This window comes from Eubacterium sp. 1001713B170207_170306_E7, from assembly GCF_015547515.1.
GTDB lineage: Bacteria > Bacillota > Clostridia > Eubacteriales > Eubacteriaceae > Eubacterium.
On the sequence record NZ_JADMVE010000001.1, the window covers coordinates 547001 to 563577 of the forward strand.

Below are 16577 nucleotides of genomic sequence, written 5' to 3' on the forward strand. Positions count from 1 at the left end.
ATAGTAATCTCCCTTAACAAATAATATTAGCATTATTTTAGTTGTTTTTCGTAAAATTCTCAAGATAGATTAATGTTCTTTTAATGTAAAATCTTATCAACGTTTTCATCCGTAAAGGGAAAGCGTTTTTACAGGGACAGAAGAAAGAAAATATTTTGTGCTGAAATGAAAGAAAAATAAAAAGAAAAAACATGACGGTTGAAAATTGATAATTTAATAATCGTAAACGTGCACAATTTCAAACGGAAAGCTTTATCAGAATTTTGTTTATGCTATAATAGTAAAGCAATTTATTATATGACAGGAGTAAAAATGACCGCAACTTTTCCGGAAAATACAAATAAGGAATCCCTCTTTAAGCTGACATGGCCCATTTTCGTAGAGCTTTTTCTGCAAATGCTCGTGGGCAATACCGACCAGATGATGGTTGGCCAGGTATCGCAGACCGGTGTGGGCGCCATCGGTAACGCTAACCAGATTATCAATGTTTTGCTGATTTCGTTCAGCATCATTTCGCTGGCGACCACGATTCTGGTTTCTCAGAATATGGGTGCAAAAAATTATAAAAATGTCTCGACGATCTATACGCTGGCTTTGATCGTGAACCTGATTTTTTCGGTGATTATCAGCGCGATTCTGCTGTTTTTTACAGAAGCTATCTACCATATGCTGCAGGTGCCAGACATCATCATGCCTGAAACCGTGACGTACACACGGATCATCGGTGCGGGCCTTTTTCTGCAGGCTGTATTTCTGACCTTTTCCGCTATTTTCAGAAGTAACCGGCTGATGAAGGAAACCATGTTTGTTTCAATTATTATGAATGTGGTCAATATCGGCGTCAATTATATTCTGATCAATGGCATTGGACTGCCAGCACCGCTTGGCGTGACAGGAGCGGCTATTTCCAGCAATATCGCCAAGCTGATTGGTGTGGTGATTGTCGTTGGACTGTTCATCCGAAAAATTAAGCCGGGTATGTCACTGAAAACACTTCGGCCTTTCCCGGCCGCAATGCTCAAAAGGCTTTTGTTTATCGGGATCCCCTCGGGTGGTGAGACCCTTTCCTGGACTCTGAGCCAGACTGTGACAATGGGATTTGTGAATCTCTGCGGCGCGGTGGTCATAACAACCCGCGTCTACGCGGTGATGTTTGCCATGATCACCTACCTTTACAGCAATGCGATTTCCCAGTCCTCACAGGTTTTAGTGGGGTACCTGATCGGCGCCGGAGATTATGACAGCGCAGACAGGCGTGTGCGGGCAACGCTTCGTTCCTCTGTGCTGGTCTCCTTCTGCGTAGCCCTTTTGCTGTTTTTATTCAGCGATCAGATCTTTGGCTTTTTCACATCCGATCCTGCGGTCATTGCTTTGGGCAAGCAGGTTATGTTCATCGATATCTTTCTTGAGCTTGGCCGGGCGGTTAACATGGTCATGGTCCGTTCGCTTCAGGCTGCCAATGATATTCTGTTTCCCATCGCACTTGGGATAGGCTCACAGTGGTTTGTTTCGGTAGTTTTATGCTATGTTTTAGGCATTTTCCTGGGCTGGGGCCTTGCCGGCATCTGGATCGCCATGGCCTGTGATGAGATTTTGAGAGCCGCAATGTTTCTAGTGCGCTGGAAGCGAAAAAAATGGATGGACCTGAGCATAAAAAATGCTGTGAAAGCTTAACTGGAATTAAAGAAGGAGATACGTCGTTTCGCCGTACCTCCTTTTTATCTTAGCAGTCATCACTGCCGATTTTTCTGTTTTTTTGGAGCTTCATGGAAAAAACACAGCACAAGGTACTCTGTAATCCCCATAATAACCCGATAATAATAAAGGGAAAAGCGCCGATGGGGGTGGTCAGGGCTGCAAACATAAGCAGCATCATGACAATGAGAAAGGCCATCTGCATAATTTGGAAGGTTTTATAAGCGGCTTTGTACAGAATGAATTTTTCCGCTTCATCACTGCTTTTCATCCAGACTTTTTGAAAGTTTAAATCCAGCGGATTCCCTTGTTTTTCTGGGTTTATTCTTTTGGTTAGGTTCACAAAGAGAATCTGAAGGACAACGCAGAAAATAATTGGCAGCAAAAAGGCCGCGAGACTCCATAAAAGGGAGGTGGAGCTGTCATTTTGTGCGGTGCCGCTCACATTAATGCCGTAAAAGGCAAAGGAAAAAATCAGCGTGATATTGGCAAAAATTATCCCTGTGTCGCAGAGGCGGTCGGCTTTTTCATAGAGCTCATCTGAGTCGTTGGTTTCCAGCTGTTTACAGGTGTTTCTCGCTGAAAGGTAAAACAGCAGGGTGATGAGCATTAAAAGCGCCGATCCGGCAGAAGAAATATAAATGCCGTGAATCAGGATATTGTTTTGAAGCAGCTGTACGGCGTCGACGACGTTAAAGCCCGGAAAGTTTAGCAGGAAGCCGACCAGTCCGCCTAAAAAGCCGCATATGATTATCATGGTAAAGAATTTAAGATAGATGTGTTTGCCATCTTTTGCTTTCATTTCAGTTTTCCTCCTCTTCTGAATAGGTAAAGATATCCTCAACTGTTGTGTTGAAGATTTTTGCGATTTTAAGCGCCAGTGTTACAGAAGGTGAGTAGTCACCGCGTTCGATTAAACTGATGGTCTGTCTGGATACACCGGCCAGCTTGCCAAGCTCTGACTGATTGATTTTATGCCGGGCCCGGAACTCTTTTAGTCGGTTTTCGAGGGGCATGCTCAGACCTCCTTTGCATATTATTTTTGTCATCTTGACAAATATTATTGTCAAAAATAGTTTAACATTGACAATAATATTTGTCAAATAAAATATAAAAAATCTTTAAAAAAGTTTAAGAACGTTTACAAGGATTCTGAAATATGCTATGATAATAATAACAATAGAATTGCTCTGAAGCTGAAAAGACCCCTCAGGGGCCTTTCCAGCCAATGGGTAACAGGGGCAACCCTGTTATCTGCCATCTTTGCAAAGGAGCCCGCAGAAACAGCTTATACACGGTATGAGTCTGTCTCTGCGGGCTTTGTGTTTTCCTGAATTCCAGGACACAAAGCGATTCTCATTTTGTAAACTTACCACAAAGGAGGTGCAAGGGTACCGCGTCAGCGGTATCCGGAAGCGTATGAGCAAACAACTCATGATCAAACCTGAAAAGTGTATAAGCTGCAGAACCTGCGAACTGGTCTGCTCCTTTGGGCACTATCAGGAGTTTAATCCAAAACTGTCGAATGTAACGGTGATGGATTATGAAAAAGCAGCCGTAACCATTCCTGTGATGTGTATGCAATGTGAGGAACCAGCTTGCATGAAGGTGTGTCCGGTGGGTGCGATCTCAAGGAATGAAAACGGTGCGTTTGTTATGGATGAAGCAAAATGTATCGTTTGTAAGATGTGTATGAACGCCTGCCCGCTCGGCAACATCAGCTTTAATCCGGTTAAGAGAAAAGTGTTTAAATGCGATCTGTGTGACGGTGATCCAAAATGTGCCAAGTTCTGTCCTTCCGGCGCCATTGTCTATGGCGAAGCGGTTGAAATGGAACGCAAAAAGGCCATCGCGGATCAGCTGAAAGACGTTTATGGATTGGAGGGATAACGATGAACGGATGGATGGGACAATTAATTCGCGTTGACCTGGCAGCAGGGATGATTAAGAAGGAACCGCTTAACATGCAGGCTGCCCGTGATTTTATCGGCGCCCGGGGCCTTGGGACAAAATATTTCTGCGACGAGGTAGACCCACAGGTAGACCCGCTTGGCCCGGATAATAAAATGATCTTTATGACAGGGCCATTGACGGGCACCGCCGCCTCCTGCAGCGGGCGCTACGAAGTCGTGGCAAAGGCTCCGCTGACCGGGACCATCGGCGCTTCAAATTCAGGCGGGCATTTTGGCCCAGAGTTAAAATTTGCAGGCTATGACGGCATTATCTTTGAGAACCAGAGTGACCGTCCGGTGTATTTGTATATCAATGACGGCACGGTGGAGCTCAGAGACGCCTCAGCACTCTGGGGCAAGGACGTTTATGAGACGACCGAAGCACTCGAGGAGGCCTGCGGAGAAGGCGCACGGGTAGCTTGTATCGGCCCGACTGGTGAGCAGGGCTGTCTGTATTCTGCCATCATGAATGATAAGCACCGTGCGGCAGGACGCGGCGGTATGGGTGCAGTGATGGGCAGTAAAAAGCTGAAGGCTGTAGTGGTCCGTGGTAGCGGGGGCGTAACGGTTGCCAGGCCAGAGGGCTTCATGGAAGCCATAACTGACGCCCGTGCCAAGCTAAAGGAGCATCCGGTTACCGGCGGGGGCCTGCCCACCTACGGGACAGAGGTTTTGGTTAACCTTATCAATGAAGTCGGGGGCCTGCCGCTTCGCAACTGGCGTGACGGTGGCGTCTATGAGAAAGCGGACGATACCTCTGGTGAAGCGCTGGTCGATTCCTATCTGATCAAAAACAAAGGCTGTTTTGGCTGTTCTATTGGCTGCGGCCGTGTTACCAGAATACCGGACGGGCCGTTTAAATCCATGGGAGAAGGCCCTGAATACGAAGCAGGCTGGTCTTACGGAGCGGACTGCGGCGTCAATGACCTGGCAGCAATCTGCAAAGCTAATTTCCTGTGTAACCAGTATGGTATGGATCCGATCACCCTGGGTTCCACCATTGCCTGTGCGATGGAGCTCTATGAAAAGGGACTTCTGAGCGAGGAAGAAATCGGGCGTCCGCTGCCCTTTGGCGATGCGCAGGCCATCGTTGATCTGACAGAGCTTACCGGGAAAATGGAAGGCTTTGGTATCGAGCTGGCTCAGGGATCTTACCGTCTGGCAGAAAAGCACGGCGCGCCGGAACTGTCCATGTCGGTTAAAAAACAGGAAATGCCAGCTTACGATGGACGTGCGGTTCAGGGGATGGCTCTTGAATACGCCACTTCTAACCGGGGGGGCTGCCATGTCCGCGGTTACCTGACCTCTCCTGAGGTTCTAGGGATCCCGCTGAAGACAGATCCATTGCTGACAGAAGGAAAGGCCCCGCTGCTCAAAACCTTCCAGGACCTTACAGCTGCAGTGGATTCCAGCGGTATCTGTCTGTTCACGACCTTTGGTATCGGCCTGCCTGAAATTGCGGCACAATACCGTGAAGCCGTAGGTTCAGATGAAACCGATGAGGAATTCCTGTTAAAGGGAGAACGGATTTGGAACATTGAAAAGCAGTTTAATATCGCAGCAGGTGTTGAGAAGGACACACTGCCTCCTAGACTACTGCGTGAAGCCTTGCCGGAAGGCCCGGCAAAGGGTAAGGTAGCAGAGCTTGAGGTCATGCTGAAGGAATACTATGAAGTACGCGGCTGGAGCACAGAAGGTGTGCCCACCGAGGAAAAAGTTCAGGAGCTTGGACTTTAAATAACAGAGAAAGGAGACAGGGCAGAACCCTGTCTCCTTTCAACCATGATCACGTGAAGAGGAGAATATGATGAAAGTAAAATTTTTCGCTACCATCCGGGATTATACAGGCTGCCGTCAGACGGATGTGCCGGTCTGCAAGGATATGTACACACTTCTGCATACCCTCTCTGAAACTTATGGCGATGCTTTCAGAAATCACGTTCTGAGTCCAGACGGAGAGGCGCCGGGAGATGAGATTATCTTAATGGTTAACGGTCGCCATATCGAGCATTTACAGGGGCTTCGAACACCTCTGAACGAAAACAGTGCTGTGGCAATTTTTCCCGTTGTTGCGGGAGGATGAGGAAGGGGAGTGAGCCCATGCAGGAAATAACAAAAGAATCAATCGACAAAATCTTATCGGAATATCCCAGAGATCAGCGTCATTCTCTGGCAATGCTGCAGGACATGCAGCATCATTTCAATTATATTCCTGAGGAGGGAATGAAGGCACTGGCCGAATATCTGGAATGCCCGTTATCCGCTTTGTACTCAATGGCGACCTTTTACAGGGCGTTAAGTCTGAAACCAAAGGGCAGGCATATTATTAAGCTCTGTGACGGAACCGCGTGCCATATTCGGGGCTCGGTCAATTTGATTACCGGCGTAAAGCGCGAATTGAATATTGGCCCGGGTGAGACCACCGTGGATGGTCTTTTTTCGCTGGAAACCGTGAACTGTCTCGGATCCTGTGCGCTGGCACCGGTAATGGTGATCGACGGTGTGTACTATGGCAAGGTAACGCTCGAAAAGCTGCCGGAAATTTTAAACCAGTATAAGGAGCTTTCGGAAGGGGGCGCAGAAGCATGAAGCAAACCGTTTTAGTCTGCTGTGGTACCGGGTGCCGGGCCAATGGAAGCCTGCTGGTTTTAGAAGCTCTGCAAAAAGCTGCCAGGAAGCATAAATCCGACATAGAGGTATCGCCGCTGATCAAATCCACTGGCTGCAACGGCTTTTGTGAAAACGGCCCGATCGTTAAAATTGAGCCGGCTGATATTTCCTATTATAAAGTCAAGCCTGAGGATGCGGAGAGTATTATAAAGGATACCGTCCTGGGAGGTAAAGTCATTGACAAGCTCCTGTACAAGGGAAATGATGGAAAACGCGTGCGGTCACAGCATGAAAATCCCTTTTACGCGCCACAGAAAAAGTGGGTGTTGCATAATATCGGAGAGATCGACCCGACGAATATCAATGATTATATCGCCAGAGGCGGCTACAAAGCTTTGGAAAAAGCGCTGGCTATGGATGCGGACAGCATCATTAAAGAGGTGGAAGTCTCAGGAATCCGTGGTCGTGGCGGAGCTGGTTTCCCAACCGGAACCAAATGGCGGCAGGCATTGAAATATGATTCGGATGTAAAATATGTGGCCTGTAACGGTGATGAAGGCGACCCGGGTGCTTTTATGGACCGGTCAATCCTGGAGGGGGACCCCCACTCCGTTATTGAGGGAATGATTATCTGCGCCTGCGCCATCGGCGCTGGGGAAGGCTATATGTACATCCGTGACGAATATGGGCTGGCTGTGGAAAACTGCAAAATCGCATTACAGCAGGCCAGAGAGAAGGGATTTTTGGGCGATTCTGTTATGGGAAGCGGCAAAGCTTTCGATATTCAGATAGTACGTGGAGGCGGCGCCTTTGTCTGCGGCGAGTCCACTGCGCTGATGGCGTCGGTAGAGGGCCGGGTGGGTGAGCCCAGGGCAAAATATATCCGTTCTGTGCAGCGGGGGCTCTGGAATAAACCAACTGTCTTGAACAATGTTGAAACCCTGGCCAACATTCCGAGAATTATCCAGGATGGCGGCGTGAAATTCAAAGAATCAGGAACCGAAAAAAGCAGCGGGACAAAGGTCTTTGCCCTGGTCGGCAATGTTAAACGTACGGGACTGGTAGAGATACCGATGGGGAGCAGCCTGCGGCATTTGATTTATGACATTGGCGGAGGAATCCCGGGAGACCGGCCATTTAAGGCTGTGCAGACCGGCGGTCCATCAGGAGGGTGTATTCCCTCGGAGCTTTTAGACCTGCCCATGGATTTTGATACCCTCACCAGCTATGGTGCCATGATGGGGTCGGGCGGTGTGATTGTCATGGACGACCGAAGCTGTATGGTTGAGGTCGCCCGCTATTACATTGAGTTCTTATGCGATGAATCCTGCGGCAAGTGTACGCCATGCCGCGAAGGCCTGCGCCATCTGCTGACCATTCTGACCGACATTTGTGAGGGACGGGGCCAGGAGGGCGATATTGAGCTGATGGAAAGAATCGCCCATACCATGCAGGATGCATCCTTGTGCAGTCTGGGTAAGAGTGCGGCGAATCCGGTACTGACCACCATCAAATATTTCAGAGACGAGTATGAAGCACATATCAATGAAAAACGCTGCCCAGCCGGCGTTTGTCCGAAGCTGACAGCCTTTGTGATTGATAAGGAAGCCTGCCGTGGCTGCATGCGCTGTTCCAGGGCATGTCCAGCCAGCGCGGTGAGCGGCGAGGTCAAAAAGCCCCACCAAATTGATCCGGCTAAATGTATCGCGTGTGGCAGCTGTCGTGAAGCCTGTAATTTTGATGCGGTGGTCGCAGTGAAAAGGGGTGAAGCATAATGGAAATTAGTATCAACGGAAAGGAATGTACCTGCGAAAAGGGTGAATTCCTGTTAGAAGTTGCGAAACGTAATGGGTTTGATATTCCTACACTGTGTCATCATCCTGGCCTTTCCGAGCAGGGGTGCTGCAGGGTTTGTATTGTAGAGGTGGTGGAAAATGGAAGAAGCAAAGTGGTCGTCTCCTGTGTTTATCCGCTGGAGCGCCCCTGCGAGGTTTATACGGACAGTGAAAAAATCAAAGAGGAACGCTCAGTTATTTTAATGCTGCTAAAAACAAGAGCGCCAGCCAGCGCAGAAATACAGGCGATGTGCGATAAGTACGGTGCCTTTGAAACGTCAAGGCTGAAGCCCGTGGAGGGTGAAAAGTGTATTCTGTGCGGGCTTTGTACCAAAGCCTGCGAGGCTCTGGGCACTGGAGCGATCTCAACCATTAACCGCGGTGTCACTAAAAAAGTTGCGACGCCCTATGAAAACCCGTCAGTTGATTGCATAGGCTGCACAAGCTGTGCCCAGGTGTGCCCTACCGGAGCCATCGAGTGGTCGGAAGACGGCGAAACAAGGAGGATTTGGGGACAAAATTTTGCATTGGCAAAATGTACATCTTGTGGTAATATTATAAGTACAAAAGCTGAGCTTCGCTTTGCGGGAGAAAGGGCAGGTGTGGAGACCAATTCCCTTTGTGAGAGCTGCCGTAAAAAGAGCATGGCTGATGTGCTTGCCCATACCTATGGGATTGAGTAGGAGATCATAACCAGAAAAACCTTCGGTACTAAGGTACCGGAGGTTTTTCTGATACAGACCGATTAAAATTTTAATGAATTTATTTTTGGGGTATGTTATACTGTGCACATTATGTAATAGAGAAGGAAGCAGCATGGATTATTTTTACGAACATTACTTTGCTCCGCAGAATGTTGAGCCGCATAACCGTATTTTTTCACCAGAGCATCTTATTTTGTCATCATTGCTGATGATTTTTATTGTGGCAGTTATGGTCATACAGACCAAAAAACATGACCGGTGCTACAGTCAGAAGCTTATCCGGGTTCTGGCAGCCGTGATGCTGGCGCTGGAAATCTTCAGAATCAGCTGGAGAACCTATTATTTTGGCTTTGACCTCAGAAATGTCCGCTTTGACTGGTGCAATCAGGTTTGTATTGCCCTGCCGCTGATCGTATTGTTTAAGTGGGAAAAAGCATATCCCTATATTGACGTTCTGGCAGTAATGGGCGGGCTTATGGTTCTGATTTATCCGCTGTGGGTTTTTTATGATTACGGCGGCATTCACACCATGGCCGTACAGAGTATGGTGTCACATGGCCTCATGGTTTTAATCGCGCTGACCATGCCCTTCGCGGCGGATTACAGGCCTGAAGTGCGTAGAGCCTGGAAGCCGATGGTGGGCCTTGCCATCATCGCTGTTATCGCGTTTATCATGTCCCATGCCTTGAATGAAAACTATCTTCTGATGCTGGGCGCACACGGTGTGCCGGTGATAAACCAGATACCCTATCCCTGGTACTGGCTGCTTGTGGCGCCGGCTTTGATTGGACTGGTAACGCTGGTGACCAAAGGGTTAAGCCTTCTGGATGACCGGTTGTTGGGAAAAACGACAGCGGCTGTAAAGTTTGGGACGCTGAAGAACGAAAAGATTTAGGCAGAGAACAGAGAGGTGCGGCGTTACGCCGCATCTTTTTTACGCCGGAAGAAAACAAATTTTACAGGCAGAACACATTTTTGGATCAAACATATGTTATAATGATCCGGGTCAGAGAGGCAGAGGTGCTTTGAAATATGGATGGAGGAGCTTGAATTGAAAATATTGATCGCGTATCACAGCAAAAACGGAACGTCTGAGAAATGTGCCCAGCTGTTACTAAAACAGGTGGGAGAGGCAGAACTGGCTGACCTTAAGAAAAAGACACCAGATTTTGAGGCCTATGATCTTATTGTTATCGGCGGCGCGATCCGTATGGGAATGTACACGCGCCCGGTGCGCAAGGCCCTTAAAAAGTTTGAGGGGATTCTGGAACAGAAAAAGGTGATTTATTTTATTAACTGTGCCTTTCCAGAGAATAAGGAAAAGTATTATAAGGATAATATTTCCGAAAAGCTGAGGAAGCGGACGCTGGGCTGCTTTAACTTCGGCGGCGAAATGGATCTCGCGCGGTTAACCGGGTCAGACCGGATGATCGCGGCAACAGTGGCGCGCCAGTCTCAGGGCAGCGGACATCCGATGGCGTCAATTGACACACGGGCCATTGAGCAGTGCGCTGGCAGAATAGCAGCAATTAAAGAAAATATATAATGGGATTATGGCGTTTTGGTCATCTCTATGTTTTTTAAACACCGTTTTGGGTATAACAAAATGGTGTTTTATTTATTTTAAAGCTTTTTTAAAAATATTTTATAAACGATACATGGGAAGGAGTATTGACAATGAATTTTAAGGTTGATCAAGAACAAATGCTGCGTGACCTGAAGGGTTTGCTGCGCATTGCGAGCACCAACGGGGATGCCGGTCCCATAGACGAGATGACGCCGCTGGGCAAAAATATTAACGCTGCCATTGATTATATGCTGGCCATCGGAAAGCGTTTTGGCTTTGAAACCCAGAATCTGGATGGCTGCTGCGGTATTATTGATATGGGAAAGGGCGAGGAAATGATCGGCGTGCTTGTGCACATCGATACGGTGCCTGTCGGTGACGGCTGGCGTGTTGATCCCTTTGACGCAACCATTATTGATGGAAAAATCTATGGCAGAGGGACCAACGATGACAAAGGTCCGGCGATCATGGCCCTGTATGCCATGAAGGCGTTAAAGGACAGCGGTGTGCCTGTAAATAAGCGCATCCGGCTCATCATCGGCGGTGATGAGGAGAGTGGAACCTGGCGCTGTATGGACCGTTATAAGGAAACCGAGATCATACCAGACTATGCTTTTTCACCCGATGCGTCCTATCCGGTTATCTTTGCGGAAAAGGGTATCCTGAAGGTTCAGATCCATAACAAAACAGATGTTACCGGGGAGGATATGACCCTGAAAGCCGGAAAACAGATCAATATTGTGCCCGATTTTGCCGAGGCCGAGGTGGAAGGAAAAAGGTATACAGCAAAGGGCAGGCCGGCCCATGCCATGGAACCACAAAATGGCGACAATGCCCTGCTGAAGCTGGGGCGCGAGCTTAAAGAAGCCGGTATCCAGCATCCCTTTTTAGAGCTGCTGGACAAGGCAAATCTGGAGGGCTTCAATATTGCCATTTCCGATACAGTTTCCGGTGAGCTGACCATTAATCCAGCCATTGGCAGAGTTGATGAACAGGGCTCAAGGCTGGAATGTGATATCCGTTATCCGGTAACCGCAGATGTGGACGATATTATAGACCGAATCCGCCAGTCGGTTGACCCGATCGGTTACGAGGCGGACATAATGCAGATGGTTCCGCCGCTCTATGTGAAAAAAGACAGCCCCCTGGTACAGACACTGCTTGGCGTGTACCGCGATATAACCGGTGACCGGACAGAGCCCATCGCCATTGGCGGCGGTACCTATGCCCGGGCCTTTGACAACGCTGTAGCTTTTGGCGTGTTATTTCCGGGTGAGCCGGACATGTGCCATCAGGTGGATGAATACTGGAGCGTTGAGGATATGATGGTCAATCTTCAGATTATTGCGGGTGCGCTGGCCGCTCTTGGTGTATCGAAAAGAGGTCTGTAATGAAGGACCAATCAGCATTTAAGCCCTTTATCCCAGCGGACCGGGTGATGCCGGAGTTTACAGCCACCTCCATTATCCTGGGGTTGATTCTGGCTGTGGTTTTCGGTGCTGCCAACGCCTATCTTGGCCTGCGCGTGGGTTTGACCATCTCGGCGTCTATTCCTGCGGCGGTTATCTCCATGGGGGTTATCCGCCTTATTCTGAAGAAAGACTCTATCCTGGAAAATAATATTGTGCAGACCATTGGCTCGGCGGGTGAATCAGTAGCCTCGGGCGCTATCTTTACGCTGCCGGCGCTGTTTATGTGGAGCCAGGAATGGGGAACCGCCAGCCCCTCGCTGGTTGAGATCGCTCTCATTGCCATCTGCGGCGGTTTCCTTGGAATACTGTTCATGATTCCGTTACGGCGCGCCTTGATCGTCAAGGAGCATGGCGTTCTGCCATATCCGGAGGGTACAGCCTGCGCCGAGGTTTTACTGGCTGGCGAGGAGGGTGGCTCTAAGGCGTCCATTGTGTTTGCGGGGCTTGGCATCGCCGGCGTTTATAAATTTATCACCGATGGCCTCAAGCTGTTTCCCTCCGAAATCTCATGGGAGATTAAGGGCTACAAAGGCGCGGCCTTTGGCTGTGATGTGCTGCCCGCACTTCTGGGCGTCGGTTATATCTGCGGCCCGAAGATCGCGTCTTACATGTTTTCTGGCGGTGTTTTAAGCTGGCTGGTCATCATGCCCCTTATCAGCATGTTTGCTGGTGACGCGGTTATTTTCCCGGGGACAGTGCCGATTTCAACGCTGGATTCCTTTGGTATCTGGAGTAATTATGTCCGTTATATCGGCGCGGGTGCGGTGGCAGCCGGCGGAATCATCAGCCTTGTGAAATCATTGCCCCTCATTGTCAGTACGTTTAAGCAGGCGATGAAAAGCTACTCGGGTAACAGCGGACCGGAAGTACAGATCCGTACAGACCGGGATTTAAATATGAAGCTGGTCGCAGCCATGGTTTTGGTGATTATTCTGGTAATCTGGCTGGTGCCGGCTATCCCGGTTGATATTTTTGGCGCGCTGATCATTACAGTGTTTGGCTTTTTCTTTGCGACGGTTGCCTCGCGGATTGTTGGCCTGGTGGGAAGCAGCAATAATCCTGTTTCCGGAATGACCATTGCCACTCTGCTTATCGCGACGGTTATCTTTAAGGCCATTGGTATGACCGGGCAGGCGGGTATGACTGGCGCCATCGCCGTGGGATCAATCATTGCTATTATCGCAGCCATCTCCGGCGATACTTCACAGGATTTAAAAACAGGCTATATTGTCGGATCAACGCCTCAAAAACAGCAGATCGGCGAGCTGCTGGGCGTAATCATTTCCGCGCTGGCCATCGGCGGCATTCTTTACCTGCTCAACTCGGCCTGGGGCTATGGCTCCACCGAGCTTCCCGCACCACAGGCTGTCTTGATGAAATTAGTGGTGGAAGGCGTTATGGATGGGAATCTCCCCTGGACCCTTGTCTTTATCGGCGCTGGGATTGCGGTGGTGGTTGAAATCCTCGGTGTGCCGGTACTGCCCTTTGCGGTTGGACTGTACCTGCCAGTCCATTTAAACGCGGCCATTATGGTTGGGGGACTGGTGCGCCTTTTCTTTGAAAAGAAGAAAAAGGTGACCGAAGACACACGCAAGGAATTTTTAAATAAAGGCCTGCTTTATACCTCAGGCATGATCGCGGGGGAAGGGCTTGTGGGCATTTTGCTGGCTGTGTTTGCCGTGATTCCTTTTGGCTCCGGCTATTTTGGTGATGTTCTGAACATTTCCGAACGGTTTTCTCTGGGAAGCATCGGGTCCATTGTCTTTTTCATCCTTTTAATTTTATCCATCTTTAAGTTCTCGATCTGGAACAAGGATAAAAAGGCCCCGCAATAAAAATGAATGGGAGGTTTTAAAAATCAAGCAAAGACACACACATAAAAAAGATAACTATCTGGATTACATTCCAGTACGCAATACTGTGTATATCTACACAAAAAACAAACAGGGACAGGTTACTATCCGAGTGCCAAACACCGGATGGATCAACCGGATAGCCCAGCGGTTCTTCGGGATGCCGGAAATCAGCTACATTCGTCTGGATGCCTATGGCAGCTATGTCTGGGAGCAGATGGACGGCAAAAGAGATGTGATGGCGCTGGCCTGCCTGATGAAGGAGCGTTTTGGCGCAAAAGCCGAACCCCTTTACGAGCGGCTGATCCGTTTTCTGGAAACCCTTAAAGAAAATAAATATATCCATCTGGAAAAAAATGAAGCAGAAATACAGAAGGCGGACTGCGGGCCAAAGCAGCGCTGCCATGAGGTTTGACAGATATGAAAAAGAGTTGTTTTATACAGCTCTTTTTTTTACCCGATGGAATAAAAGTTTGGTATAATAGCAGTATGCTAAAGAAACAAGGTGAGCCTGAATGAATAATCGAGTAACCCATACCATTGAACCCTTTTGTCCGCCAGACGCGCGGATATTGATTTTAGGCACAATACCATCGCCTAAATCTCGGGAGTTTGGCTTTTATTACGGACATCCCCAAAACCGGTTCTGGCGTGTATTGTCCGACATTCTAAAGCAGCCCAGGCCAGAGACCAACGAAGAAAAGAAAAAATTTCTGAAAAGAAATAAGATTGCGCTCTGGGATGTCCTGGCCTCCTGTAATATTGACGGAGCCAGCGACAGCAGTATCAAAAACCCTGTTCCCAATGATTTTACAGAGGTTTTGGGCAGGGGAAAGATCAAGGCGGTTTATACCACTGGGGCAAAGGCCACGGCGCTCTATAAAAAATACAGTTACCCTGTCACTGGCGTGCCGTCTATTTTACTGCCATCCACCAGCCCGGCCAACTGCCGCCTCAAATATGAGGAATTAAAGCAGGCCTACCGTGTGATTTTAAAACCGCTGAAGGGAGAAGATTGATGGATGAAAGGATCGCTGGAATTTTTGAGGGGGTATGCGAAAATACGCTGAAGCACCTGACCGCGTCTGAAAATCTGCGCTGCTACCGCAAGGGCGAGCATCTTTTCAGAGACCGTGAGGCAACGCCCTTTGTGTTTGTAATTTTGTCCGGGAAGGCGTCCCTTTATAAAATTGGAGAGAGCGGGCAGAAAAAGGTCGCTTTCATACTGGGACCCGGCGAGCTGATCAATGAGGATATCCATCCTGAGACCACCTCCTCGGTAAGCTGTGAGGCCTTTGAAAATTTGGAGGTGCTCTGTGTTGAGAAGGACAGGCTCAAAGAATGGATGAAAATGGATTTTGCGCTGACCGAGATTGTACTGGATGCGGCGAACCGAAAGATTCGGCGTCTGTACCGTCAGCTTAAAAACACGACCGGTGTGTTGAAAATGGAAAGGCGTGTGGCCGCCAAGCTGTGGAAACTGGCCAATGATTACGGCGTCGATACCCCGTATGGCCGCACCATTGACATGAATATCAGTATCACCTATCTGGCCGATCTGATGGGATCACCGAGGGAAACGATCTCAAGGGCTTTAAAGCTTTTAAAGACACAAAGGCTTATCCGGCAGGATAAGAGCCGGATCACCGTGGTAAATATGGATGCTTTATCGGATTATTTTAAACAATAAAGGCAGGCCCTGGCCTGCCTTTGCTGTCTTTCAGACTGAAAATCCGTCTGTTGTGCGGAAATTATTGCTTTTGCGCAGGAAAGAACGTATAATAAAATTACATCGAAGGGAGAAGAATGCATCATGCTGAGGGTGGCGATTTGTGACGATGAAAAGGAAATGCGGGAAACACTCTGTGAGTTTTTAAAGGGCCATCCCAGTGTGGAAGCCCTCGACTGCTTTGAATGCGGCGAGGCCTTTCTTCAAAAGCGCGGCCATTACGACCTGGTGCTCCTCGATATTGACATGAAGGGGATGAATGGAATTGAAACAGGCCGGAGAATCCGCAGATGGGATAAGCAGGTCTACATTGTCTATGTAACCCACCTGCCCGACTATCAGAAGTACGCCTTAGGGGTTCATGCCTTCGGTTATCTTGAGAAGCCCGTCAATAAAAAGGATATTGAGGCAGTTCTTCGGGAGGTGGAGGAATATAAGCAGGAAACAGAGCAGCCGCTGTTTCTTGAATTTATGACCGAAGAAGGAATTCTGCGCTTTGATGTAAAGGAGATTTTTTATTTTGAGTATCTTGACCGCAGAATCCGTATGTGTACCCAGCACGGTACCTTCTATCTGCGCCGGAAAATGGGCGAGGTTGCGGAACAGATGAAGCCTTACGATTTCAGCCAGCCCCACAAAAGCTTTTGTGTGAACCTTTTCCACGTCAAGGCCATCAAGGGCTACGATATCCAGATGACAAACAGTGATGTGGTGCCGTTGTCACAAAAGAAATCCGCGATGTTCAGAGAGCAGCTGAATGTTTATCTGGAGCATTTGATCGGGTAGGGGGAGTGGCAGAAAATGACTGGACAATACATGCAGATTTATATTGGATTTGCAATCATATTTAATCTTTTTACGGTTTACATAACCTTTGACTTTATGAAACAGCTTTTTGGAGTGTTTAAATTGAGTCGTATGGGCAGCATGCTTGTTGGTGTTTTATACGAAATTATTTTGGTGGTGGCCAGCTGTTACGTTTTTCCCTTTGTTAAAATATTTGCAATGCTTATATTCAGCGCCCCCTTGTTCATTGTTTTGTACGGAGAACATAAAAAAGTAAAATTATTTTATATATTTGCTTTCAGCTGTTTTCTGGGGTTATTTGAATTTTTACTTGACGCCTTTGTCCCAATGCTTATAAGTTACTTTATCGCCAT

General features: G+C 48.3%; 17 protein-coding genes. 15 read left to right on the forward strand and 2 right to left on the reverse strand.

What is annotated here, in order from left to right; all coding sequences use genetic code 11:
• Positions 1–312 precede the first annotated feature (312 nt).
• Positions 313–1674 carry an MATE family efflux transporter gene (locus tag I2B62_RS02765; protein ID WP_195267442.1) on the forward strand — a complete coding sequence of 454 codons (1362 nt, stop codon included), beginning with the start codon at positions 313–315 and terminating at the stop codon, positions 1672–1674.
• A 49-nt stretch (positions 1675–1723) separates the two neighbouring features.
• On the opposite strand, the gene I2B62_RS02770 is transcribed toward I2B62_RS02765, so the two are convergent.
• Together I2B62_RS02770 and I2B62_RS02775 are read right to left on the reverse strand one after the other, a co-directional pair.
• Positions 1724–2497, reverse strand: a complete 774-nt coding sequence (locus I2B62_RS02770) for a DUF3169 family protein (protein WP_195267443.1) — start codon at positions 2495–2497, stop codon at positions 1724–1726.
• A gap of 1 nt (position 2498) precedes the next feature.
• Complete coding sequence (locus I2B62_RS02775) at positions 2499–2711, reverse strand: helix-turn-helix transcriptional regulator (protein ID WP_195267444.1); 213 nt, start codon at positions 2709–2711, stop codon at positions 2499–2501.
• A 403-nt stretch (positions 2712–3114) separates the two neighbouring features.
• Here I2B62_RS02775 and I2B62_RS02780 point away from each other — a divergent pair, with 403 nt between their 5' ends.
• The 14 genes from I2B62_RS02780 (at position 3115) to I2B62_RS02845 (ending at position 16203) form a co-directional block, all read left to right on the forward strand.
• Positions 3115–3585 carry a 4Fe-4S dicluster domain-containing protein gene (locus I2B62_RS02780; protein ID WP_058694865.1) on the forward strand — a complete coding sequence of 157 codons (471 nt, stop codon included), beginning with the start codon at positions 3115–3117 and terminating at the stop codon, positions 3583–3585.
• A 2-nt stretch (positions 3586–3587) separates the two neighbouring features.
• Positions 3588–5384 carry an aldehyde ferredoxin oxidoreductase family protein gene (locus tag I2B62_RS02785; protein WP_195267445.1) on the forward strand — a complete coding sequence of 599 codons (1797 nt, stop codon included), beginning with the start codon at positions 3588–3590 and terminating at the stop codon, positions 5382–5384.
• 67 nt (positions 5385–5451) lie between these two features.
• The gene (locus I2B62_RS02790) at positions 5452–5730 is read left to right on the forward strand and encodes a MoaD family protein (protein ID WP_243259395.1); all 279 of its coding nucleotides are present in this window, start codon (positions 5452–5454) and stop codon (positions 5728–5730) included.
• Positions 5731–5747: 17 nt separating this feature from the next.
• Positions 5748–6236: an NADH-quinone oxidoreductase subunit NuoE gene (nuoE, locus tag I2B62_RS02795; RefSeq protein ID WP_195267446.1), complete on the forward strand. Its 489-nt coding sequence runs from the start codon at positions 5748–5750 to the stop codon at positions 6234–6236.
• Positions 6233–8032 carry an NADH-quinone oxidoreductase subunit NuoF gene (locus tag I2B62_RS02800; protein WP_195267447.1) on the forward strand — a complete coding sequence of 600 codons (1800 nt, stop codon included), beginning with the start codon at positions 6233–6235 and terminating at the stop codon, positions 8030–8032. The genes nuoE and I2B62_RS02800 overlap by 4 nt, the downstream gene beginning before the upstream one ends.
• Positions 8032–8775 (forward strand): 4Fe-4S dicluster domain-containing protein, encoded by a 744-nt coding sequence (locus I2B62_RS02805; RefSeq protein ID WP_195267448.1) that lies wholly within the window; start codon positions 8032–8034, stop codon positions 8773–8775. The genes I2B62_RS02800 and I2B62_RS02805 overlap by 1 nt, the downstream gene beginning before the upstream one ends.
• Positions 8776–8908: 133 nt before the next feature.
• Positions 8909–9691, forward strand: coding sequence for a YwaF family protein (locus I2B62_RS02810; protein ID WP_195267449.1), 783 nt, complete (start codon positions 8909–8911; stop codon positions 9689–9691).
• A 156-nt stretch (positions 9692–9847) separates the two neighbouring features.
• A complete protein-coding gene (locus I2B62_RS02815) occupies positions 9848–10342 on the forward strand; it encodes a flavodoxin domain-containing protein (RefSeq protein ID WP_195267450.1) in 495 nt (164 codons plus the stop codon).
• Between the two features lie 131 nt (positions 10343–10473).
• Entirely contained in the window at positions 10474–11754 is a 1281-nt protein-coding gene (locus I2B62_RS02820; RefSeq protein ID WP_195267451.1) for a Sapep family Mn(2+)-dependent dipeptidase, read from the forward strand.
• Positions 11754–13670, forward strand: coding sequence for an oligopeptide transporter, OPT family (locus tag I2B62_RS02825; RefSeq protein WP_195267452.1), 1917 nt, complete (start codon positions 11754–11756; stop codon positions 13668–13670). The genes I2B62_RS02820 and I2B62_RS02825 overlap by 1 nt, the downstream gene beginning before the upstream one ends.
• A gap of 130 nt (positions 13671–13800) precedes the next feature.
• Positions 13801–14103 (forward strand): PqqD family protein, encoded by a 303-nt coding sequence (locus I2B62_RS20435; RefSeq protein WP_347707786.1) that lies wholly within the window; start codon positions 13801–13803, stop codon positions 14101–14103.
• A gap of 100 nt (positions 14104–14203) precedes the next feature.
• Positions 14204–14707, forward strand: a complete 504-nt coding sequence (locus tag I2B62_RS02835) for a DNA-deoxyinosine glycosylase (RefSeq protein WP_195267453.1) — start codon at positions 14204–14206, stop codon at positions 14705–14707.
• Positions 14707–15378 carry a Crp/Fnr family transcriptional regulator gene (locus tag I2B62_RS02840; protein ID WP_195267454.1) on the forward strand — a complete coding sequence of 224 codons (672 nt, stop codon included), beginning with the start codon at positions 14707–14709 and terminating at the stop codon, positions 15376–15378. Before I2B62_RS02835 ends, I2B62_RS02840 begins: the two co-directional genes overlap by 1 nt.
• Positions 15379–15501: 123 nt before the next feature.
• Positions 15502–16203, forward strand: a complete 702-nt coding sequence (locus I2B62_RS02845) for a LytTR family DNA-binding domain-containing protein (RefSeq protein WP_195267455.1) — start codon at positions 15502–15504, stop codon at positions 16201–16203.
• The last annotated feature ends 374 nt before the right edge of the window (positions 16204–16577 follow it).